We start from the raw sequence: 21499 nt of genomic DNA on the forward strand, positions 1-21499 counted from the left end.
CCCCAGAACAGTAAAACCAAGGCCTCAACGGTATGCCAAAAATAAAAATGCCGTTCACCTTAAGTGAACGGCATTACAGCAGATGCTGGCGTTTTTATTTTTGGCTTATCTTTTACCATCTCGGCAACTATCGAGTCAAAAAAGGTAAGCAATCTAGGGCAATAAGGTGTTAGAAAGCTTATTCATGTAACCAAGTCAACGCAGCATCCTCATTGTCAAAGAATTCAATTTCTCCTGCGACAAACCAGCGCCCTAGTTTGGTGGCGGTTTCTTGCCAACCTTTATTGCCGTATAGGGCTATTTTAACAAATTGATTGCCATGTTTAAGCCCGAGTTTAAAGTCATCCCAAGCAGCGCTAAGCTCCCAACCTTCAAGCTCTGTCGCATCAAACAGGGCTTTAATCTTAGGCTGTTTGACCTCCGATAGGGCGGAATCAATGACAGGGGTAATCGCGAGGTAATCGCTATGGGTAAGCTTACCTTTGGCTTTTAGGGTTAAGTAAAACTCGTCACTCACTCTCTCTATGCCGATAGAGAAACCGTGTCTTAGTGCATTCATATAGACTCTCCTTGTTAGATAATGCGCGTCATACAGTATTTGTTGATTTGATATCACTCGCGCCATGAAAACTAATCCAGACAACTGCATTGATATCGATGAATATCACGTTTATGCTTTCGGGCAATTTAATTTCGCCTGTTTAGCTATAAAAATCAGGTGTTATTTGGGTACTAGGTATAGAAGAGCTTGGAGCGAAAACCAAGCCAAAAGGAATAATAATGGATCAGCAAGCATATTCAATTGGTGTCAAAGGCCAAAAGTGGGGCGATGCAGAAAAAGCCCAGTGGTTTAATGCTCAGTCGGTTAAACGCTCATACCAAGATGAAGTGCTGAGTAAAATTCTAGCGCTTAAAGACTGCTTTAACGTCGAGCAGTATGGCGCGCTGTCATACGATGCTGCACGTTATCCTCTATTTGCCATTAAATCGCCAAACTGGGATGACAACAAAGCGACCATTTTAGTGACCGGTGGCGTGCATGGCTACGAGACAAGCGGCGTTCAAGGTGCGATTCGTTTTGTTGAAACGAAAGCGGCTGATTATGCAAAGCATTTCAATATTTTAGTGGCACCGTGTATTAGCCCTTGGGGTTATGAAACCATTAACCGCTGGAACCCGAAAGCTATTGATCCTAATCGCTCGTTCTATGCAGATAGCCCTGCAGAAGAGTCGGCAGCGTTAATTAAGCTGTTAGCAGAACTTGAGGTGGAGATATTTGCCCATATTGACCTACACGAAACCACCGATACCGATAACAGTGAATTTAGACCGGCATTAGCAGCGCGTGACGCGGTAGAACACACTAACTGGAATATTCCAGACGGATTCTATCTGGTAGGCGATACCATCAATCCACAAGATGCGTTTCAAACGGCAATGATAACAGCAGTAGAGCAGGTGACTCATATCGCTCCAGCCGATGACAGCGGTAAGTTAATTGGTGTTGTTCTGGCTCAGTTTGGCGTGATTAATTACGCGACTAAAGCGTTAGGTTTATGCGCGGGCGTGACAGATGCAAAATATGTCACCACAACAGAAGTCTACCCTGATAGCCCATTATCAGATGATGAAAACTGCATTGTGGCGCAGGTCGCTGCGATAACCGGTGGACTGGATTACTTGCTAACCCTGTAGCTTTTGCTTCTTAGCTGTGACCCTAGGCTTTGGTTTATGACTCTAGTTTAAGGCTCTAGTTTAGCATTTTGCAGTAAAAATGCGGCTTTAGCACAATAGCCTCGTCATATAGATGAGGCTTTTTTATGCCTGTATTTTCATCTGCTTGAAGAAATGTATTTGAAGTAAAAGGTCACTTTCAGTTAACCTGATTGCGATAATAATGACAAAAAACAGCAAAAGGAAATTTGCGAATGAGCATAGTTTTAGCTACCTCAGCTTTTGCTTTATCTCTCTCAGTACTTGCGCCCTTGAACGGCGATTCATCGGTGCTTATTGAAAACCCCAAGGTTACCCAGCAGCAGGGTTGCTTCAGCGGGACATTCTCCAGTTACGATGTGTGGAAAAAAGAGGTAAAGCAAAGGTACCAACCGCACTACCATACCCAAGAACAGATAAGTCATGCGATGAGCTCGTTCGAAGCTCGATATCCACGGCATAAATTTAATTATGCTCAGCGCGAATTAGCTTGCAGCACGTTTACCTATATGGTCGATGGCATTCCAGTTGATGGCTTTGTGATTAAACCCAAGTTCTCAATAAAACCTTTACCAGTGGTGGTTTTTAACCGCGGTGGCAACGGCGACTTTGGCCGGGTAGGCTTCAGCGCTATGATGCACACTCTTTTTCCCATCGCGCAAGAAGGCTTTGTGATTATTGGCAGCCAATATAGGGGCTCCTATAGCGCTCAGCTCCTTTCTCAATCGGGCTCAAAAGCCGTTGACCGAGTAAGTGTCGAGGACGAATTTGGCGGTAAAGATATACAAGATGTGACTCACTTGATTGATTATATTCCGAGTATTGCTGGTGCAGACTCAGAGCGTATTGGCCTATTTGGCTGGAGTCGAGGGGGAATGCAAAACTATCTAGTATTAAAGCAGCTTGAAAATATTAAAGCGGTAGTGACGATAGCCGGGAGCACAGATCTGTTAGCTGGTCTTAGCCAGCGCCCTGATATGGAGCGTGTATATAAAAAACGTATTCCAGACTATCGTCAAAATAAAGCCGCTGAACTTGACAAGCGATCGGTGATTAAGTGGGTCGATAAGTTACCGACTAATGTCCCCATTCTGTTGTTACATGGCAGTGATGATAGGCGAGTCGATGTCAGTCACTCAATTACATTTGCCGAGAAGTTGAAGCAACATAACTTGAGTCATAAGCTGGTTGTTTATGATAAGGATGATCACGGCTTAACCCGCAATAAAGAGCAAGCGTACCAAGAGGTAGTCTCTTGGTTTCAGCAATACCTATAATTTAAAATGAGCATTAACATAATACGAGCATTAACCATCAACACAAAGTAGCAAGGAATGCGCAATGAGAGTATTTAACGAGTTCTGGTTTTGGTTTGGCTTAATCATTTGTCCAATCATTTTTATTGCGAGTGTCTTCAATACAGGTCGATTACTCGGTCATCTTATCTATCGCTCTGAGCCGTTATTACAAGCATTGAGTACTGCGCCTGAGCGTCCTGAGTTAGTGGTCAGCTTCGCTCTGGCTATTTGCAGTGTTTCTGAGTTTTACCGAGCATTTAGCCGCGCAAAAGTAAGGTTTGCAGGCTAAGTTAAACTGACTTCAGACTCGCTAGCAGTAATTGAGACATCTGTATCGCGGTGGAAGTGTTTAATATGTGGTCATATCAATAGTTTGAGTAAGGCGCGGCGTCAAGCCAGAGTTATAACATAGCTTAAAAAAAGAAAACGCAGCTATTACCTGAAATCAGGGGGACTGCGTTTTTTAATGCCTAGAAAATAAACTTTAGCAAGACCATTGTTGCCTATGCAACAAAATTAGTCTAGAATTCACAGTTGTTGTATGTGCAACAATAATTTTTAAGTAGCAAGTTAACTGGCTGTTCAACTCATGAGTCTGTTGAAGCAAGGCTTAACACCTAACACCTAACACCTAAGCCCGTTATGGCCAACGAATAAAGATGCTGGAATTAGAGCAAGTGATGTTTGTGGAGAGAAGATGAAAGACAAAATATACCAATATATTAGCTATGCAGTACTGAGCTTAGCCGTACTGTTTTCGCTATTTTTGGTCACAACAGACAATATCGCCCCTTTCACCACACAGGCTGCTGTACATAAGAACGTGGCGACAATAGCCGCTGAAGTTTCGGGGGTGGTTACTCAGGTCTACGTTGAGAATGGCCAGCAAGTGACTCAGGGGCAGCCATTATTTGCAATTGTTCAAAGTCAGTACCTGATTGCGGTAAAACAGGCCCAAGCTGAGCTTAATCAAGCATTAGAGGATAACTCTGCCAAGGGGCAAGAGTTAGTTGCGGCTGAGCAGGTTATATCCCAGCGCAGCTCAGAGAAAATGAATGCAACCCGTAAGATGAAGCGTTATCAATCGTTATTAAAGCAGGGCACGGTTACACAGCAAGCGCTAGAAGATGCCGAGTTAGCCTATAACGTCGCATTGAGCAGTGAGTCTGCAGCCAAAGCAGATGTGAAGCGTATTAAAGCTGAGCTTGCCACTGAACAAGATAATGCCGCAATTGAACTTGCCAAAGCAAAGTTAGCTCAAGCTCAGTTAGAGCTTGAACATACACAGGTTACAGCGCAACTCGCGGGTTCGGTAAGTAATTTACAACTTCAAACTGGAAGCTATGTCGCGGCGGGTGCGACGGCCATGTTTGTTGTAAATGAGCATGACAGCTGGCTAAGTGCAGACTTCAATGAAAATGGCATTGAGCATATACAAGCTGACGCTCCTGTGATGATTGTGTTCGATGCATTGCCTGGTAACATCTTTTACGGAAAAATTATTAATCAGGATCGCGCCATTTACGATCAATCGAGCATGAGCAATCAATTAGCCGAGGTCACTAATAGCGATCGCTGGATCAGGGAACAGCAAAAAATTCGAACTCGAATTACTATTAATGATCTAAATAAGCAATTGATTTCAGGCTCTCGAGCCAGTGTGATGGTGATAAACGGTAATTGGCTGGTGGATGCTAGTGCTAAGATCTGGATGAGCTTAGTTAGTTACTTTCACTATGTGTATTAACAGGTTTGAAGTCAGGTTCGAATATGTTTTCTAACGCAATGCAAAGAAATGAAGCCATTAGGATCACCTTAGTGATCACGCTTTGTATGTTGGTTGGCCAAATGTTTCGTTTTGACTCTGCGGTCTACCTTGCGCTGTATCCAACAATCGTGATGACCAAAGTAAAAGATTACTCTTGGAGTCATCTTGTAAAAACCTTTGCGCCAACACTGCTCAGTGCATCTATAGCGCTTGTGATTGTTGAACTGTTTCAGTCTCATCCCTTTATTGTGTGGACAATTAGCTTACTGTTTGTCGATTGGATGCGAAAAAAAGCAGATACACCCATTAAGCGTGGCGCAATGATAATGCCGGTTTTTAATTGGATTCTTATCGTCATTTTTTCACAATTTAGTAGTCAGAGCATGCCGGATAGAATTGGTGAAATTTTTCTATCGATGTTGATTACTGTTTGTGTCGCAAAGGTTGTCGTTCGGTTTTTCCCTGTATCAGACTTAGCGGAAAACGCTAAGACTAAGATATTTAAGCCGCAACAAGTCACCTATCAGCAAAGACTTGTGACTATGAGTCTTATCGGCACGGGTATTGCGGTATTGATGAACATTAATCTGCTTTCGGCAACCTTTTGTATGGTGCCAGTCATCGCCGCAGCAACTCAAATTGATCGCAATGCCTATAAAGAGGTGGTGAGGCGCCGCTTCATCACTCAAGTAGGTGGCTGCGCCATTGCTGTGATAGTGAGCGTTTTACTTGCAGGCCATCAAGCGGTTATCAGTTACTATACGCTTATTGTTGGCGCGGCTATTTTTTTGATTGCGACCCAGATGGTCACAGCCAAAAAAGCGTTACGAGACTTTCATGGCGATGCGCTTTTAGCGACAGTCCTACCAATCCAACTTTATATTGGTACCGCTAGTATGGGGTTGGAGAGTATTTTACTTAGAGCGTGGGAACTGGCGCTAACATTAGGTATATTATTCCTATTATTTCAGCTATCTAACAGAAGAGAACACAATGTCACAGACGAGCAAAATGGTGCCGGAGCTTGAAGCTAGTACGTCATTTATGATGGGACTAGCTTATAAACAATTTAGAACCTTGGCTAACCAAGCGTTGACGGCAAAGCTTGGCATTAGTCTTGAAATGTTAGGTGCGCTTAAAGTGTTAGCCCATGCTGGCGAGATGCCGCAGCAAGGGTTAGCTGAAAGCCTACTGCGTGAACGCTCGGCGACTAAGCGACTAGTTGATAACTGCATTAAGCGCGAATTAATCAGCAGCTATAAAAATGAAACAAATAAAAAAGCGAAATATTTAGCGATTACAGATAAAGGCATACAGGTAAAAGAGCAGGCTAGCGCTATATTGTCAGGAATTATTGAACAGTTTTACGCGCCATTAACTGCTCAGGAGAGAGAAACGATATTAGTGCTTTGCCGTAAGCTGGTAAAAGATGATGTTTTTTTGGCAAATGACTAACTAATGGGTTAAAACTTTGTAGAACCTAGAACCTAGAACCTAGAACCTAGAACCTAGAACCTAGAACCTAGGATTCTCCATTGAGTCTATAAATTTAGCGCTTTATTCCGCTTCCGATGCAATCACCGCTTTAATGCCGTGAGCATGCACTTTGACGCAAATTCCGTCTTTTTTAAACGCAATGGTCGGGTTCGCAAGGCGCTCTTTATCGCCTTTTGGGGAGCTCATTTTAACTTTTATGTCAGTTTCACCAGCTAATACTGGGGCTAGCTGTGGCGCTTGCTTGAGCAGTGCCTGAGCCAATGTATCGCAATCTATAGCATTACAATCGAGTACCAGTTCAATATGCTCCCAGCCTTCAGTTGGGTAGACTTTGTCGCTAGGGTAAGGCAGCTCAACACACTCAATGGCATTCGTGCCCATCATTAATGGCGTGGTGAGTTCGATAATCAAAATCGGGCGGCCGTTAATCATGTTGTCTGAAATGATATTACCAACCTTAGCAAACTCAGCTCTCAGCCCATCAGCGCTTTGGTTACTGTTCACTCTGAGCGCGGTATGGTCACATTCTAAAGACAGCTCATCTAGACCTAACTCTTGAGTAAAGGCTTGGATATTTAGGCTGAATGTCGTCCAGCTATTGATTAATTCTTGGTATGTCATGCTTGGGCCTTAAAGGTGAAAGGGCACGGGATTTTGAAATTATGTGTGACTAATGTTTGCAGAACCCTACTGGATAAAAATGGCTATCACTTAAAGAAGGCAAATTTATCAAGCAGCTGTTTGTAAAAATAAACTGCTTGTTTAAAGAAGCTGCCTCTTTAAAGAAGCTACTTGTTTAAATAAACTTATCTACTTAAAGAAGCGAGTGTTTAACCATGTTTAGGGCCAGATCTCAATCGGCGTGCCTTCATCAATCGCGCGCCAAAGTTCATCCATCTCTGCATTGGTGACCGCGATACAACCATCGGTCCAATTATACATCTGGGCTTCTTCAGGGGTTAAGCTAGAGTTAGGGTTTTCACCGTGGATCATGATCTGCCCGCCTGGACTAATGCCTAACGCATCGGCACGTAAACGGTCTTCATCATTAGGGTAGGAGATATGAATCGCGCGGTAGTAAGCACTATCAGACTTTTTGTAGTCTAATAAATAACGCCCTTCTGGCGTGCGCTGGTCGCCTTCGGTTAACTTATGCCCAACAGGATTGTCACCCATAGCAATGCGATATTTTTTTATCACCTTACCTTGGCGCAACAGCGACATACTCGCTTCTGACTTTGTCACGATAACTAGATCGGCTTTACCGTTGACCATAGCGCTCGCTATTGTGGCCGGTGAAAAGAGGCTACTTAAGATAAGCAATAATAAACTGAGTGATAAAACAATAACGCGCATGAAAAACCTTGAGTCAATAAGCTAAAACAGAGCCAAATATGGGGGTCATATTACCCTAAAAATCGGTGAGTGTTGACGCTAAAAGCTAAGATTATTTTTGAGCTATCTCTATATGCGTGTCACACTATTGATATCATTTATTTTAATGCGTTGATTAATCAATTTTACTCGATTAAATCTTCGCCATATGCGCAAGGATTTGCTGTAACAATGGCAACCGATAAAGAGTCAGAAAGTATACTAAAACTTAAATTACGCCGGGTTATTTTTGGTACCGATACGCCTGCTGGTCGTTATTTTGATATCAGTTTGATGGTCTGTATTGTGCTAAGCGTGATGTTAGTTTTCTTAGATACTGTCGCAGGTGTCCACGAAAAATACGGTGATATCATCGTCACTATTGAGTGGGGATTTACCGTTATTTTCACCATAGAGTATCTGTTAAGACTCTACTGCTCAGCTAAGCCGCTGAGTTATGCCAAGAGCTTTTATGGCGTTGTTGATTTGCTTTCCGTATTACCGACGTATTTAGCGTTGTTTTTCCCTGGTGCAAGTTTCACTATGGTCATTAGGATCTTGCGTCTATTTCGAATTTTCAGAGTATTAAAGTTATTACGTTATTTAAGCGAAGGAAATTTGCTGCTGCGCGCAATGATGCAGTCGAGCCGTAAGGTATTCATCTTCTTTTTCTCCGTAAGCCTTATCGTGGTTGTGTTGAGCGCAATTATGTATGTGGTTGAAGGGCCTTATAATGGCTTTAGCTCAATTCCTAAATCGATTTACTGGACCATTGTGACCATCACAACGGTAGGTTATGGTGACATCACGCCACAGACTCCTTTAGGCCAAGCAATTGCCGCATTTACCATGTTGCTGGGTTATTCCATTATTGCTATTCCTACGGGGATTTTAACCGCAGAGATCTCACAAGAGATTGGGCGCACGCGTGATTTAAGACGTTGCAGTAACTGTTTGAAGGTTGGGCATGAAACGGATGCTCTATACTGTGATCATTGTGGCAGCGAATTAGAGACCGACCTGTAAAAAATCATCAATGTTAAAGGATTAGCCAAAGGCTAAGAGGTGTTATGGCTGTAGCCAAGTTTGTACAGGGATCGATTTTACGCCACATCTTAGTGATGAGTTCAACCGCCGCTGTCGGTATATCGGCATTGTTTGTGGTCGATTTATTAGATCTTTTCTTTCTCAGTTTACTTGGTGAGTTAGAGCTAGCGGCGGCGGTTGGTTATGCAGGTACCATCTCCTTTTTTACCACCTCAATTGGCATTGGCTTATCGATAGCACTTGGCGCTGTAGTGTCGCGCTCAATTGGCGCCAAAGAAGTTGAAAAAGCTAAACGGCTAATGCTAAATAGTCTCGTTGTCACGCTGTTAGTAAGTATCTTTGTTGCCTTTTGGGTGTACATGTTTATTCCGGAGTTATTGAGCCTAGTGGGGGCAACTGGAGAAACAGCTAAGCTAGCCGAGAGCTTCTTGAATATTGTCGTACCATCGTTACCGTTTATCTGCCTTGCAATGGCGCTAGGTAGTGCGCTGCGCGCAGTGGGTGATGCTAAGTTATCTATGGTATCAACACTTATTGGTGGCGGGGTTAATGCGGTATTTGATCCGATCTTTATCTTTATGTTTGCCATGGGCATAGAAGGCGCGGCGGTAGCCTCTGTATTGGCACGTATTGCCGTGTTTGCGGTAGCGGCAAGAGGTGTGGTGGTTAAACACAACTTACTGGGCCGCTTTAATGTTGAACATTTTGTTGAAGACTTAAAACCCATTTTTGCTATTGCAGGTCCTGCAATGCTCACTAACGTGGCAACCCCTATCGCAAATGGAGTCGTAACGCGCGCCATTGCCGATTTTGGCGATGGCTATGTTGCTGGTTGGGCTGTGCTTGGGCGACTCATTCCGGTGTCATTTGGCATGATCTTCGCGTTATCAGGTGCTGTTGGCCCCATTGTTGGGCAAAACTTTGGCGCACTAGAATTTACACGGGTGAAAGAGTCACTGACCCGAGCGATTCAGTTCTGTACCTTATACGTACTTGGGGTTTCACTGCTGCTTTTCTTGACTCGTCATCAAATTGTCAGCGCGTTTGATATGAAAGGTAATGCGGCAGAGCTTATCTTATTCTTCTGTTCCTATATTGCGGTGTTTTTTATCTTTTCTGGCATATTGTTTGTCGCCAACGCCTCATTTAATAACCTGGGCAAGGCTAAGTACTCAACCTTGTTTAATGTGGGTAAGGCCACGTTAGGCACGATTCCATTTGTGTATTTTGGTGCACAGTGGGGAGGCGTATACGGCGTGTTGGTTGGTCAGGCTATCGGCTCGATTATATTTGGTGTATTGGGTGTTATCGTCGCTTACAGATTGGTTGATAAGGTTCAAGCAATAACTGCCGTTAGTGGGCGCTATAGGGCTCAAAGTCAGATAGAGGAAGATAAAACTGAGTTTGATGAGGAGTTGAGCTTAAGTAGTCAAAATCCTATGTCTTCATCTTGTGCCAATATGGCCATGGTCAATGAAGAGCAAGATAATGAAGCCAGTAACAAAGTGGCTGAGCTTATTGGTGGACAAGAAGAGAAGGTTTCAACCAAATAAGCTCAATTAGTCTTGATAACTAAGACTCTTAGTAACAGATACTTTAAGCAACAAATACAAGCGATAACAGATACCAGTGATAACAAACACACTGGGTAAAAGTGACACCGTCGGTAAACGTTACATTTGGTAAAAGTTAGTTAGCAGGCGCCGCTTTTTCGTCGTTGCTTGCTATCGGTGCGTCGTTAGTGGCCGCATCAGTTTCAGTCGTCCCTTCTGCTGCAAGCGCTTCTTGCTGGGCAGCTTCTTCAGCAACAAGTTTAGCTTGCTGCTCAGCACGTTCAGCTTTAGACACATATTTTTTGATCGTAGGCGCAGTGTGCTTGTTAAGGCGAGCCTTAGCACGTTTTGCGGTCTTTTTGATCATCTTCTGTTTTCTGTTCATGAGTTCTCTACGATATGCCTATATGACAATTGTGGCACATTGTGCGCCAAGCTAGAAATCGGATGCGGATTTTACCCTAAACGGGGCGTGACTGCTACCGCAGTATTTCATTCAGCGTAATAGACTATTTTACCCTGCTTGATACAAAAACATGTATCCACGAGCCGCTTCGAATTAAAATAAAGACAAAGCATCAATTGTGATGCAGCAGAGAGTATCGATAGCATGATGAATCCACCGAATAAGATCACCTTCTTTAGCCGTTTTGAGGTCGATATTTTAGCGGGCAAAAAAACCATTACACTGCGTGATGAGTCAGAGTCTTTTTATCAGGCAGGCCAGCGCGTTAGCGTGTCAAATCTAGAAGATGGTCGCTGTTACGGTGAGCTGGATATCTTGTCGGTTGAAAAAGTGGCTTATGATGACTTAGATGACAGCCATGCTAGCCAAGAAAATATGAGTCTTGCAGAGCTTAAAACCTTAATTAGGCAGATATATCCAGGGATCACTTCAATGTATATGATCCGTTTTAGTCTGGTTTAATCCGTTTTATCTTTGCCAGTTTTATCCTTAACGTTTTAGTTCAATAAACATTGCCCGCAATCGGGTTAATTTTTCGTAGTGTGCTGTTATTCAAAACTCTGGTTTTTGAATAACGATAGTCCATGCAAAAGCTAACGGCAGCCAGTAGACTGCGTCATTCAAGTGAATAACGCAGTTTTGTATCGCCAGTGATTAACCAGCAAGATTCAAAAACAGAACAAACATGGTTTCCATGGAGGAGAGTGGTAATGTCTAGCTTAAACGGAAAGCCGTGGTATTTTTTCCCAGCAGTGGCGGTCGGTGTTGTGGTGCTCATCTTAGTGGTTAAGCTACGTAGTCATCCGCCACTTGAATTACAGGCCGAACCGAGCAAGCTGGTTGAGGTCATTGAGTTAAAGCAAGTCCCTGTTGTGGCACAGGTCGACGCCTTTGGGCGTGTTAGTCCTAAAATTCAGTGGCAGTTACTGCCTGAAGTGGGCGGGCGCGTGGTATATAAACATCCCGATCTCGCTGTGGGTAAAATCCTGCCAAAAGACACGCTCTTACTGTCTATCGATCCACTGGATTATCAAATTCGACTGTCTCAAGCCCAGGCAGACCGTAAAGCCCTTGAAGGCCAGCTTGCCGGTAAAGGCCTACAGCTTAAAAACTTACAACTATCGCTACAAATTGAAAACAATCGCTATGATCTAGTGCAATCAGATTTAAAGCGTAAAGAGACACTGCGTAAGCAAAACCTTATCTCACAATCTGAGCTTGATGGCGAAAGACAAAACCTATTGGCTCAACAGCAAAAATTACAAGAATTAGATAACAGCTTAAACCTCATGCCCAATGAGACCGATATTCTTAAGGCGCAATTACAGCAAGCGGTTGCCCGTGAAGAGGAGGCTCAGAGCCAACTAGCTAAAACCGAAATACGTCAGCCTTTTGAGGGCCGCGTGGCTGAGGTGAATATCGAAAATAATCAAGTGGTGTCGCCGCAGCAAGTGTTGGCGCGCATTAATGGTATCGAGGTCATGGAGGTTGAAGCCCAAGTGTCACTCGGCGATGTGATGACGCTGATGAAAACCGTCAACAAGCCACAAGGGCAAGAGATGCAATTACCGCGCGCAGAAGCGTTAGGCCTAAGCGCAGAGATCAACTTAAAGGGAGCCACTTACTCCTTTAGCTGGCCGGCTAAAATCAGCCGTATTGGTGAAACCGTTGACCCCACATTAGCCACTGTCAGTGTGGTATTGCAGGTCGAGCAGCAGTACCGTGAGCTTAAAATTGGTCAGTCGCCACCGCTGGTAAACGGCATGTTTGTCAGTGCACGAATTAAAGGCGGAGAACGTGATTACTGGATGGTGCCAGAACGCGCGCTGCACGGTGACAAACTCTATATCATGAACCAAGAAAATCGCTTACAGCTTATTGATGTTCAGGTTCTTTTTCGTCAAGAAGGTCAAGCGGCGCTGCAAGGTGAGTTCGTCGATGGCATGAAGTTAGTGTTAACCGACCTTATTCCGGCGGTGAACGGTATGGCGCTGCGCACTCAAACTGATGACGCTAATGTCGACAACGCGGATAAAGCGAACACTAAGCAGTCGGAAACTAACAAAGCGGAGATTAAGCCGTGATCGGTTTCTTTGTCCGTCATCGCACCGCCACGACCTTGTTGATGTTGGCGTTTATCATTCTAGGAATTAAGGCGCTGCCTCAGCTTAAGCGAGAGACCTTTCCTGAGTTTTCTAAAAACTTCATCAGTGCACAAGTGATCCTACCCGGGGCATCCCCTCAAGACGTGGAAGAAAACCTCTGCCTTAGAATGGAAGATGCCGTCGATAGCCTTGGTAGTATTATTGAAACCAAATGTGACGCGCTAGAAGGCGTTGCTCGCATGACACTTAAGCTTGACGATAAAGCTGAGATTGGCCGCAGCCTTGTTGATGTACAAACTAAGATCTCGGCAATTAAAGACTTTCCGGCAGAAATTGAACCGCCAATTGTTGAACAGTTAGATTTTAACGAGCGGATTATCGATATTGCGGTGTCAGCGTCGACCAGCAAGCCAGAACTTAAAGCCTACGCCGAAGACTTAAAGCGTCGACTCAAGCTAGATACCAGTATTCGGCAAGTGGAGATCGCGGGCTTTTCATCGCACCAATTGTTGGTTGAGATCTCACTCGGCGCGATTAAACGTCTAGGCATGAGTGTGGCCGATGTAGCCAAACAGATTGAACAACAAAACGTGCAGCTACCTAGCGGCACGGTTGAGACGCCAAGTAAGAATATTCTTATTCGCTTCGATCAGCGTGAAGTGCAGCCCGAACGTCTTGCCAATATTGTGATCCGCTCAGACGCTCAGGGCGGAGTCGTACGGCTTGGTGATATTGCCACCATTACCGATAGATTCGAGCTTGATGAAGAGAGCATTCGCTTTGATGGTGAACAAGCCGCAATTTTGACTGTGTTTAAGAATAAGTCGCAAGATTCATTAAGACTAAAAGAGGAAGTCATCGGCTTTTTAGATGCTGAGAAACTGCGCACTCCCAATGGGATCACCATTAGCACTTCCAATGATTTAAGTTCATTGCTGTGGGATCGCCTTAATATGCTAATTGAAAATGGCTTGCAAGGTGTGGTGCTTGTGTTCCTGTGTATGTGGTTGTTTTTTAGCTTACGTTACTCATTTTGGGTGGCCATGGGCTTACCCGTCGCCTTTATGGGCAGCTTGTTTTTTATGGCGCAAGTTGGCTTAACGATTAACATTATGACGCTGGTGGCCTTTTTAATGGCAATCGGCATCATGATGGACGATGCCATTGTTATCGCCGAATCTATAGCGGCCCATATTGAGCGAGGTTTGAGTAAAACTGACGCCGTTATTCAAGGGGTAAAGCGCGTATTGCCTGGGGTCATATCATCCTTTTTAACCACGGTATTTATCTTCTCCAGCATAGCTTTTATGGAAGGCGATATGGGCAAAGTGCTCAGAGTGATCCCGCAAACCTTATTGCTTATCTTGACCGTGAGTTTAGTCGAAGCCTTTTTGATTTTGCCTAACCACCTGGCCCATGCCGCCAAAGGCAAAGAGCGTAAAACCAGTCGTTTCAAACAAAAATTTAACCAACAGTTTGAGCATTTCAGAACGGTACAATTAGTGGCGGCGGTAGAGTGGGTGATCAAATGGCGCTATCTGTTTATGGGCTCAGTGATAAGCTTATTGTTTATCTCTATTTCGCTGGCAGCTGGCGGCGCGGTTAAGTTTATCGGCTTTCCTGAGCTTGACGGCGATGTAGCCGAAGCGCGGATTATCTTGCCGCCGGGTGCAACGCTTGAGCAAACTGAGTTTGTGGTTAATCGAGTGGTCAGCGTTGCTAAACAGCTAGGTGATAAATACAGCGATAAAGAAGACGGACAACAACTTATCCAGCATATTACTGAGCGCTTTAACTTTAACGCCGATGCCGGTGAAAGTGGTGCCCATGTTGCCACGGTAAAAGTTGACTTGCTCAGCGCTGAAGTGCGCCAAACACTGATGAGCACCTTTATCAGAGAATGGCAGCAGGGCGTGGGCGAAATGGTCGATCCGATTGCCATCGTCTTTAAGCAGCCTAAGATGGGGCCTGCTGGGCGCGCGATTGAAATTCGTGTGCGCGGTGACAACTTAAACGAACTTAAATCAGCGGCGATTGAAGTGCAGCAATACTTGCAAGGCTTTAATGGTGTTTCAGGCGTGATGGACAGTATGAGGCCGGGTAAAGCCGAGATTTTAATGACTTTAAAACCGGGGGCAGAAGCCTTTGGCGTAAACGGCATGATGTTAGCGAGCCAGCTTCGTGGCGCTTATTTTCATCAAACAGCCGATACCATTCAAGTGGGGCCAGAGAGCATTCAAATCGATGTACAGCTAGATAAAATTGATGCCGCTAAGCTTGAAAATCTGGCGAACTTCCCAATCAATATCGGTAGCGCAGGCGAGCAAGTACCGCTGTCTGCGGTGGCCAACTTTGAGTGGCAACGAGGCTACGTTAAGATCTCTCGCCTCGATGGCATGCGATTTGTCACCATAACTGGCGAAGTGGATACTCACTTAGCCAACGCTAGCGAAATCAATAACGCCTTTAAAGATGAGCTATTACCTGAGCTTAAAAAGCGCTATCCCGGTATTCGTGTCAGCTATGAAGGTGAAGTTAAAGAGAGCGCGACCACCCAAAACTCAATGGCAAGTGGCTTTATTGTTGGCTTGCTAGCGGTATTTGCCATTTTAAGCCTGCAGTTTAAGAGCTACATTGAACCATTAGTGGTCATGGCCGTTATTCCGCTTGGGTTAATTGGCGTGTTATGGGGTCATCTGTTACTGGGATATTCCATGAGCATGCCGTCGATACTTGGCTTTGTGGCACTTGCCGGGGTGGTGGTCAATGACTCGATATTGCTGGTGCAATATATCCGTTTTCACGTAGAAGAGGGCCAATCGGTGCATCAAGCGGTAGTGAGTGCTAGCAAAGAGCGTTTCAGAGCCGTATTTATTACGTCTCTAACCACAGCTGCGGGCATGTTGCCACTGTTACTTGAAACCAGTATTCAAGCGCAGGTATTACAGCCGTTGGTGGTTTCTATGGTATTTGGTATTTTTGCATCTACCGCGCTAGTGCTATTTATGGTCCCGGCCTGTTACGCGATTCTAGACGATTTTGGCAAGGTCAGTTTTAGTCAGAAAGATGAGGAAATAAAGGCCTAATCAGCTTGTAATGATAGATGCTAAAAAGGCGCTACCCCTTGTGGTTAGCGCCTTTTTTAATGAAATATTGACAAAATAGAGAGTGTGATGCACATAGTAGAGAGCAACATGCAATCCACTAAAGGATGACTTTAAAGCGGATGTATAAACTTATCTTTTGTTTCTAAAAGCATGGATCCCATGGGTGATAATGAGCGCGACAGCGACCCAAAAACAGCCAATGACTGTGTCATAAAAGCGCCAGCTCATTAGATTTAAATCGCCATTGGGCATTAAGGCAAAATTAATTGCCACCATAACGGTGATCGTTATTGAGAGGCTAAACAGTAAATAGCTTTTCCTGAGACTGTACGGGATCCAAAAGGCAAATATGGCTATCACCAGCGCTAAGCCAAGCTGATCAATATAGCGAACAGAGAAGTAGGCAATGATGATCCCAAGTAAGGTGCCAACGATGCGATCCCATAAATGATGCCAAGAAAGTCTATCGTTAATATGCATCACAAATAATATGGTCAAGCCGACCCAACCGGGTTGATTGACATGCAGCCAATTAGCACAGAGGGTTGCAGCCAGTATGGTTAACGGTAACGTGAGGCCATAAAAAGGGCCGTTAGTATCACCTTTAATGATTTGAAAAAATTCATTGCTAGGCGAGTGACCAACCTCGTCAATTTTATATAGCCAGCCTTGCAGTAAAATAAGCGCTAAAGCAAAAAGTGCACCGTAAAAATAAGCGGCGCCTATATTGATTGAAGCTGGGAAGCCCAGCTGAGCCAATAATAATGCAGTGGCAATATATTTACCGAGTAACCCCCAATAGGCGTGTTCTGGTTTTGGCAGGCCAGCGAGAAAGCCAAATACCATTAATGCGGCAATGGCCATGTGTGGATGACCGATTAAGGTCAACCCCAGCGCTGCTGCTAGGATCACCGCGAGCACCCCGATAACGATAGCGAGAATTTGCTTTAATGCCTGACTGCGAGGGTCGAGTAGCAAAGCGAGTAAGGCTCCAAGGCTCATAAATGCGGCTTGAAGAAAATGCTGCGTGAGAGCGCCGTAAATGATAGGCAAACTCATACCTAAAGAAAAAAGAACACCTCTGGTACGCTCATATACAAACATAATGGATTCTGATATTTAGGTTGATTAACAAAAGTATAGAAGTTGTCGCAGAAAAGAATAGTCGTTTATATAAGACGGGCTGATCCCATATAAAAAAGGCGCTAAACCATCTGGTTTAGCGCCTTTTTTATAGAGAGCGGAATTCAGACTGTATTGATTACATCTTGCTAAGCATATTTAATGTGATGGCCACTGAGTTATCAGCAGTTACCTGCTTGGCTTCTTCATAAACTAAGTGCGCCGAACCATCGGCTTTGTCTGAAATGGTGCGAATGACAACCAACGGGATATCGAACATATCGGTAACTTGCGCTACTGCGGCGCCTTCCATTTCAACTGCGATAGCATTGAACTCTTTAAGTAACATGTTTACTACGCTTTTATCGGCAATAAACTGATCGCCAGTGGCAATAACACCTTGGTGTACCCGCGTTTTACCCACAGACTCTTGCGCAGCGCTAAGGGCTAGTGCTTGCAGTTTTTTATCGGCGTAGAAGAAACGATCGTTATAGCCATCAAGCTGACCTTTTGGCGCGCCAAAAGCGGTTAAGTCAACATCGTGCTGCACCAGCGCGGTTGAGATCACCACATCGGCAACATTCAACTCAGGACCCGCAGCGCCAGCAATACCGGTGAAAATAATGCTGTTGACATTAAAGTGATTGATCAACACATAAGTGGTGATCGCCGCATTGACTTTACCAACACCAGAGCGAGCGACAACCACAGGTTTACCTTTGATAAGACCTGTGTAATAAGTGTTTTTGGCAATGGTATGGGTTTGGCGTTGCTCAATTTCCGGCAGTAGCTTTTCTATTTCAGCGTCCATCGCTCCCAAAATAGCGATAGGCTGGGCATGGTTTACTGTACCCGTTTTAGCATCAGTTTGAGCAAGGGCGTTAATCGAGAACAGTGAGTAGAGTAGAGCGAAAATAACAAGAGTGGTGCGCATCTTAGTGGCATCCCAATAGTAAAGATGCGCGCATCATAATGACATTAGCAGTGAGAGTAAACGTGCTTTTCAGCAATATATTACGAACGTGAAGTGGGTAAGTTTTGCTTTAAACGGGAAGAGATTTAATGGACATTAATGTTGGCCTTCGAATGAAGACGGATGACATTTATTTTTTTGGTTGCTGTTACCAAGTCGCGCGCTTGAGCTGGTAATGATTAGATATCGTTGCCAGTCTATCCTAGGAAGTTCGGCCATAACACCTGATATGAGCCGGTTCACAAATGCAACGGTGACATAGATGTAATCGTTGCATTTGTCCGGTGGGCCTAAACCATTTTGTAGCTATCTCATTAATAGGCGGTTTAGTGCCCATCACTTAAAAGGTGAAACGAGTAGGCTGATGTTTTATTATTACAACTTTTTCATTGGTTTAGCTTATTTTTAAACCACCGTCGGGCTCCGTGATAGCCGTATTAAAGATTATCTAGCGGGCTCACCGTGCCTGCGTAATGTTGGCCAAGCACATGAGTGTAGATTTGAGTGGTATTGACATCATTGTGGCCCAGTAGCTCCTGAATCGTTCTTATGTCTCGCCCAGCTTGAAGTAAATGGGTGGCAAAGCTATGTCTAAAGGTATGGCAAGTAACTCTTTTGATGATATGGGTTTTCCGCACCGCAGCGGCAAGTGCTTTTCGAATAACACTCTGATGTAAATGGTGTCTACAGTGAGTCTTAGTGTACGGATTATCACTTGTGGTGGTTGATGGAAAAATAAACATCCAGCCAGCTTGCCTATATGCATTGGGGTACTTACGCTCTAGTGCATTGGGTAAAGATGGCCCCACACCACAGGTATTGTCCTTAATCTGAATAGCACGCGCAGCATCGATATAAGCAGGTAGTTTGATAGTACATTTTTGACTGAGAATGGTTTGTCTGTCTTTATGGCCTTTTCCATTTCTGACAGTGAGTGAGCAGCGTGCGAGATCGATATCTTGAATACGTAACCTTAAACATTCTGAAACCCGCAGTCCGCTGCCATACAGTAACTCGACAATAAGCTGGTCTCGCCCATTAAGCTGGCAAAGCACCTCAGAAACTTCTTCGGTAGATAGCACAATAGGTAACTGCCTTTGTTTGGTGGCATATCTAAACCCCAAGTCGCCTAGATCTTGTTTTAGGTGTTTATGATAAAGATACACAAGAGCATTGAGCGCCACTTTCTGTGTATTAATAGCAACATTACGTGAGTTAGCCAGAAAACTGAGGAATTGAGTCACTTCAGCTTGCCCCATTACTTCTGGGTGACGCTTTTGCTGAAAGTTAATGAAAGCTTTAATCCAGTACAAATATGCTTTTTCTGTTTTGATACTGTAACCGCGCATACGCATATGTTCACTAACTTGAGTTAAGAAAGGGCTTTTTTTAGCTGTCATGGGAAGTCACTCTTGAACTGTTTATTTATACAGTATTATCTACTTTGCTCGGTTTTTCAGGGAAATATTGTGTGAATAATGCTCACTTACACTTGAGGAGGGAAGATTTGTGCTATAACATCAATGTCTTATGTAGGTGTTGATTTAAATAACAGGTTTGATAAACGCGCATGCGCGTTTTCTCTAAAAAGTTATTGTTCCATATTTTATTTTCATCAATAAATACAAATGATTAGTTGTGCGCGTTTTAGCTGGTCTAATGAGGTAAACGCGCATGCGCACTATACAAATGTTAGTGCTATTCATTAATCAAAGGAGTTAAGTGTTATGAGTTCTATTGTAGAATATATGGAAGAAAGACGTTCAAGAGAGGCACTTGTGGCAGTATTAGATCATTTGCTTGATTGTGACATGATTGAAGATGAAAGAGCACGTGGAGTATCTCGTCAAATAATAGGTGAAGTTACTTTAGAAAATCTTACTAGCAAACAAATATACCGTTATGAACAAGATGTTGCTCATTTGGTTAATGTGTCATGTGACGGTCACTGTGATGGAAATATAGATATCCATGATCTTGAAAATGCTTATTTAAGAGATATGGAACTAGGTGGAACATACTGCCAACATTGTATGCATGATGTTGAGAGTCAGCACTAACAAGTCATTTAAACGGAAAATTAACAGTTGGCCATCGCTTCGCGATTATAGCCAACCATTAATTTCCGCTTAATGAGGCGTTATATGCATTACTTAGTTTGGAGTTTTAAATGCTAGAAAAAGAAACGATAAGAACAACTTTCGGTGTAATTGCAAACGTACGTACTGATCAAGATGGAAGTTTGTACATTACTAATGAAAACAATCATGAAGTAAAAATGTCGGATAGAAATAAGAAATGGTCTCGACAAATCCCTGCAGTCACTGAAAAGTGTATAAGCTACAAAGGTAAAAAAGTAGATATTATTACTTCTCAAACTACAGATGACTGGAAGCCAGCTGAATATTTTTGCGATGTAGTATTAATTGAAGCTTAAATGCATATAACAAGTTACTCAAACGGACGCTAAACAGTTTGCTAGCGCTCGTTCCTCGCAATTTTAGCAAACTATTTCTCGCCGCTTAGTAAGGCGTTATACGTTTCAGGAGGCTTGGTGAATAACTCTGAGTTTATTACCGTAATTGAAGATGTTGTTTCGACATCTGCTATTGAATATACAATAGATAATTTGAAATCACCTCCAGGCAGAAAACCCGATGAAAACTTGGTTAAACAATCGGCTTGGTTTAATTTATTAAGTGACTCTGATAAGGATATGGTAAAAAGTATTATATCTGACGCTGTAAATGAATCTGCCTTTGGTTTTTTGTGTGTATTAGATGGTGTGCGATCTATTTCTGAATCAGGGAGTACTAATAACTTGAAGCTAACTCACGGTAATACTTTGCTAAACGACCCAGAAAAAGAATACTTACACGATTTGTATAAAAACGTATAACAAGTCATTCAAAAGGACAAAAAACAGTTGGCCATGCTCGTGCCTCGCTGATTTTGGCCAACAATTTTTTGCCTCTTAATGAGGCGTTATGTTTTTCACAAGGAAGGAGTCAATTATGACCTCGGTGCACAAAAATATTATTTCATTTCTACTAGGTAGTTCTTTTGCTTATATCTTTGTATGGTTATCTGGTGTTGTTGCAGCCATGCCTGTCCCCGAGTTTCTCCGACCATATAATGAATTCGTGGTTTCCTACTATCCAAATATATTAATCGTATTATTTGCGTCAATTTTATCTTTAATTATTGTTTTAATAGTTCGCAAAGCATTTACTTTATTCACTAAGCAAAACCTATTTTACTTTGCTCTGCCTATAGTTTTATTCTTAGTGTATCTATTAGTATTTATGGGCTTTGCTGTAGCACCTTTAATGTATGCTGCAATTCCAACATTGCTGGTAGCTCTATTGTTAAGCAATGGTGCACAAAAAACATAACAAGCAATTAAAGCGGGACTTTTTATAGTTTGCTCGGTTCCGCTGCGCTACACATTTTGCAAACTAATAAAAAGCCCCTTA

General features: G+C 43.4%; 22 protein-coding genes. 15 read left to right on the forward strand and 7 right to left on the reverse strand.

Translation table 11 applies throughout. The features are described 5' to 3' along the window. Positions 1–178: 178 nt before the first annotated feature. Positions 179–559, reverse strand: a complete 381-nt coding sequence (locus ACVBJC_RS19125; protein ID WP_447162513.1) for an STAS/SEC14 domain-containing protein — start codon at positions 557–559, stop codon at positions 179–181. Positions 560–780: 221 nt separating this feature from the next. Here ACVBJC_RS19125 and ACVBJC_RS19130 point away from each other — a divergent pair, with 221 nt between their 5' ends. The 6 genes from ACVBJC_RS19130 (at position 781) to ACVBJC_RS19155 (ending at position 6234) form a co-directional block, all read left to right on the forward strand. Then, positions 781–1695, forward strand: coding sequence for a M14 family metallopeptidase (locus tag ACVBJC_RS19130; protein WP_447162514.1), 915 nt, complete (start codon positions 781–783; stop codon positions 1693–1695). Between the two features lie 233 nt (positions 1696–1928). Further along, positions 1929–2990, forward strand: coding sequence for an alpha/beta hydrolase family protein (locus ACVBJC_RS19135; protein ID WP_447162515.1), 1062 nt, complete (start codon positions 1929–1931; stop codon positions 2988–2990). A gap of 64 nt (positions 2991–3054) precedes the next feature. Next, positions 3055–3300 (forward strand): hypothetical protein, encoded by a 246-nt coding sequence (locus tag ACVBJC_RS19140; protein ID WP_220762826.1) that lies wholly within the window; start codon positions 3055–3057, stop codon positions 3298–3300. Between the two features lie 408 nt (positions 3301–3708). Continuing rightward, positions 3709–4758 (forward strand): HlyD family secretion protein, encoded by a 1050-nt coding sequence (locus ACVBJC_RS19145; protein WP_447162516.1) that lies wholly within the window; start codon positions 3709–3711, stop codon positions 4756–4758. A 23-nt stretch (positions 4759–4781) separates the two neighbouring features. Continuing rightward, on the forward strand, positions 4782–5807 hold the full coding sequence (locus ACVBJC_RS19150) for a DUF2955 domain-containing protein (RefSeq protein ID WP_447162517.1): 1026 nt from the start codon (positions 4782–4784) through the stop codon (positions 5805–5807). Continuing rightward, complete coding sequence (locus ACVBJC_RS19155) at positions 5773–6234, forward strand: MarR family winged helix-turn-helix transcriptional regulator (protein ID WP_447162518.1); 462 nt, start codon at positions 5773–5775, stop codon at positions 6232–6234. The genes ACVBJC_RS19150 and ACVBJC_RS19155 overlap by 35 nt, the downstream gene beginning before the upstream one ends. A 102-nt stretch (positions 6235–6336) precedes the next feature. Here the strand turns inward: ACVBJC_RS19155 and ACVBJC_RS19160 are convergent, their stop codons facing one another. Both ACVBJC_RS19160 and ACVBJC_RS19165 read right to left on the reverse strand, forming a co-directional pair. Continuing rightward, positions 6337–6897 carry a VOC family protein gene (locus tag ACVBJC_RS19160; RefSeq protein WP_447162519.1) on the reverse strand — a complete coding sequence of 187 codons (561 nt, stop codon included), beginning with the start codon at positions 6895–6897 and terminating at the stop codon, positions 6337–6339. A gap of 219 nt (positions 6898–7116) precedes the next feature. Continuing rightward, complete coding sequence (locus tag ACVBJC_RS19165; protein ID WP_447162520.1) at positions 7117–7632, reverse strand: L,D-transpeptidase family protein; 516 nt, start codon at positions 7630–7632, stop codon at positions 7117–7119. Between the two features lie 210 nt (positions 7633–7842). Between ACVBJC_RS19165 and ACVBJC_RS19170 the strand changes: the two genes are divergently transcribed. Together ACVBJC_RS19170 and ACVBJC_RS19175 are read left to right on the forward strand one after the other, a co-directional pair. Next, a complete protein-coding gene (locus tag ACVBJC_RS19170) occupies positions 7843–8676 on the forward strand; it encodes an ion transporter (protein WP_447162521.1) in 834 nt (277 codons plus the stop codon). 44 nt (positions 8677–8720) lie between these two features. After that, a complete protein-coding gene (locus ACVBJC_RS19175; protein WP_447162522.1) occupies positions 8721–10250 on the forward strand; it encodes an MATE family efflux transporter in 1530 nt (509 codons plus the stop codon). 136 nt (positions 10251–10386) lie between these two features. Here the strand turns inward: ACVBJC_RS19175 and ACVBJC_RS19180 are convergent, their stop codons facing one another. Continuing rightward, complete coding sequence (locus tag ACVBJC_RS19180; RefSeq protein WP_447162523.1) at positions 10387–10635, reverse strand: DUF2986 domain-containing protein; 249 nt, start codon at positions 10633–10635, stop codon at positions 10387–10389. 228 nt (positions 10636–10863) lie between these two features. On the opposite strand from ACVBJC_RS19180, the gene yqfB reads away from it, so the two are divergent. The 3 genes from yqfB to ACVBJC_RS19195 all read left to right on the forward strand — a co-directional run bounded on the left by yqfB (position 10864) and on the right by ACVBJC_RS19195 (position 15907). Next, complete coding sequence (gene yqfB, locus ACVBJC_RS19185) at positions 10864–11178, forward strand: N(4)-acetylcytidine aminohydrolase (RefSeq protein ID WP_447162540.1); 315 nt, start codon at positions 10864–10866, stop codon at positions 11176–11178. A gap of 248 nt (positions 11179–11426) precedes the next feature. Continuing rightward, complete coding sequence (locus tag ACVBJC_RS19190; RefSeq protein WP_447162524.1) at positions 11427–12800, forward strand: efflux RND transporter periplasmic adaptor subunit; 1374 nt, start codon at positions 11427–11429, stop codon at positions 12798–12800. After that, on the forward strand, positions 12797–15907 hold the full coding sequence (locus ACVBJC_RS19195; protein ID WP_447162525.1) for an efflux RND transporter permease subunit: 3111 nt from the start codon (positions 12797–12799) through the stop codon (positions 15905–15907). The genes ACVBJC_RS19190 and ACVBJC_RS19195 overlap by 4 nt, the downstream gene beginning before the upstream one ends. 150 nt (positions 15908–16057) lie before the next feature. On the opposite strand, the gene ACVBJC_RS19200 is transcribed toward ACVBJC_RS19195, so the two are convergent. From ACVBJC_RS19200 to ACVBJC_RS19210, 3 genes are all read right to left on the reverse strand, one after another. Further along, positions 16058–17032, reverse strand: coding sequence for an FUSC family protein (locus ACVBJC_RS19200; protein ID WP_447162526.1), 975 nt, complete (start codon positions 17030–17032; stop codon positions 16058–16060). A 157-nt stretch (positions 17033–17189) separates the two neighbouring features. Then, a complete protein-coding gene (locus tag ACVBJC_RS19205; RefSeq protein ID WP_447162527.1) occupies positions 17190–17984 on the reverse strand; it encodes a 5'-methylthioadenosine/adenosylhomocysteine nucleosidase in 795 nt (264 codons plus the stop codon). 476 nt (positions 17985–18460) lie between these two features. Beyond that, positions 18461–19423 carry an integron integrase gene (locus tag ACVBJC_RS19210; protein WP_447162528.1) on the reverse strand — a complete coding sequence of 321 codons (963 nt, stop codon included), beginning with the start codon at positions 19421–19423 and terminating at the stop codon, positions 18461–18463. Positions 19424–19750: 327 nt separating this feature from the next. Here ACVBJC_RS19210 and ACVBJC_RS19215 point away from each other — a divergent pair, with 327 nt between their 5' ends. The 4 genes from ACVBJC_RS19215 (at position 19751) to ACVBJC_RS19230 (ending at position 21418) form a co-directional block, all read left to right on the forward strand. Beyond that, the gene (locus ACVBJC_RS19215) at positions 19751–20083 is read left to right on the forward strand and encodes a hypothetical protein (RefSeq protein WP_447162529.1); all 333 of its coding nucleotides are present in this window, start codon (positions 19751–19753) and stop codon (positions 20081–20083) included. Positions 20084–20193: 110 nt separating this feature from the next. Further along, positions 20194–20460: a hypothetical protein gene (locus tag ACVBJC_RS19220; RefSeq protein WP_447162530.1), complete on the forward strand. Its 267-nt coding sequence runs from the start codon at positions 20194–20196 to the stop codon at positions 20458–20460. Between the two features lie 117 nt (positions 20461–20577). After that, a complete protein-coding gene (locus ACVBJC_RS19225) occupies positions 20578–20922 on the forward strand; it encodes a hypothetical protein (protein WP_447162531.1) in 345 nt (114 codons plus the stop codon). Between the two features lie 115 nt (positions 20923–21037). Next, positions 21038–21418 carry a hypothetical protein gene (locus ACVBJC_RS19230; RefSeq protein WP_447162532.1) on the forward strand — a complete coding sequence of 127 codons (381 nt, stop codon included), beginning with the start codon at positions 21038–21040 and terminating at the stop codon, positions 21416–21418. The last annotated feature ends 81 nt before the right edge of the window (positions 21419–21499 follow it).

It is taken from the genome of Shewanella sp. 0m-6 (assembly GCF_052977325.1).

Bases quoted from the DNA above. Each gene is read 5' to 3' on its own strand.
- ACVBJC_RS19125 (WP_447162513.1), bottom strand. From the start codon at position 559: ATGAATGCACTAAGACACGGTTTCTCTATCGGCATAGAGAGAGTGAGT.
- ACVBJC_RS19130 (WP_447162514.1), top strand. From the start codon at position 781: ATGGATCAGCAAGCATATTCAATTGGTGTCAAAGGCCAAAAGTGGGGC.
- ACVBJC_RS19135 (WP_447162515.1), top strand. From the start codon at position 1,929: ATGAGCATAGTTTTAGCTACCTCAGCTTTTGCTTTATCTCTCTCAGTA.
- ACVBJC_RS19140 (WP_220762826.1), top strand. From the start codon at position 3,055: ATGAGAGTATTTAACGAGTTCTGGTTTTGGTTTGGCTTAATCATTTGT.
- ACVBJC_RS19145 (WP_447162516.1), top strand. From the start codon at position 3,709: ATGAAAGACAAAATATACCAATATATTAGCTATGCAGTACTGAGCTTA.
- ACVBJC_RS19150 (WP_447162517.1), top strand. From the start codon at position 4,782: ATGTTTTCTAACGCAATGCAAAGAAATGAAGCCATTAGGATCACCTTA.
- ACVBJC_RS19155 (WP_447162518.1), top strand. From the start codon at position 5,773: ATGTCACAGACGAGCAAAATGGTGCCGGAGCTTGAAGCTAGTACGTCA.
- ACVBJC_RS19160 (WP_447162519.1), bottom strand. From the start codon at position 6,897: ATGACATACCAAGAATTAATCAATAGCTGGACGACATTCAGCCTAAAT.
- ACVBJC_RS19165 (WP_447162520.1), bottom strand. From the start codon at position 7,632: ATGCGCGTTATTGTTTTATCACTCAGTTTATTATTGCTTATCTTAAGT.
- ACVBJC_RS19170 (WP_447162521.1), top strand. From the start codon at position 7,843: ATGGCAACCGATAAAGAGTCAGAAAGTATACTAAAACTTAAATTACGC.
- ACVBJC_RS19175 (WP_447162522.1), top strand. From the start codon at position 8,721: ATGGCTGTAGCCAAGTTTGTACAGGGATCGATTTTACGCCACATCTTA.
- ACVBJC_RS19180 (WP_447162523.1), bottom strand. From the start codon at position 10,635: ATGAACAGAAAACAGAAGATGATCAAAAAGACCGCAAAACGTGCTAAG.
- yqfB (WP_447162540.1), top strand. From the start codon at position 10,864: ATGAATCCACCGAATAAGATCACCTTCTTTAGCCGTTTTGAGGTCGAT.
- ACVBJC_RS19190 (WP_447162524.1), top strand. From the start codon at position 11,427: ATGTCTAGCTTAAACGGAAAGCCGTGGTATTTTTTCCCAGCAGTGGCG.
- ACVBJC_RS19200 (WP_447162526.1), bottom strand. From the start codon at position 17,032: ATGTTTGTATATGAGCGTACCAGAGGTGTTCTTTTTTCTTTAGGTATG.
- ACVBJC_RS19205 (WP_447162527.1), bottom strand. From the start codon at position 17,984: ATGCGCACCACTCTTGTTATTTTCGCTCTACTCTACTCACTGTTCTCG.
- ACVBJC_RS19210 (WP_447162528.1), bottom strand. From the start codon at position 19,423: ATGACAGCTAAAAAAAGCCCTTTCTTAACTCAAGTTAGTGAACATATG.
- ACVBJC_RS19215 (WP_447162529.1), top strand. From the start codon at position 19,751: ATGAGTTCTATTGTAGAATATATGGAAGAAAGACGTTCAAGAGAGGCA.
- ACVBJC_RS19220 (WP_447162530.1), top strand. From the start codon at position 20,194: ATGCTAGAAAAAGAAACGATAAGAACAACTTTCGGTGTAATTGCAAAC.
- ACVBJC_RS19230 (WP_447162532.1), top strand. From the start codon at position 21,038: ATGACCTCGGTGCACAAAAATATTATTTCATTTCTACTAGGTAGTTCT.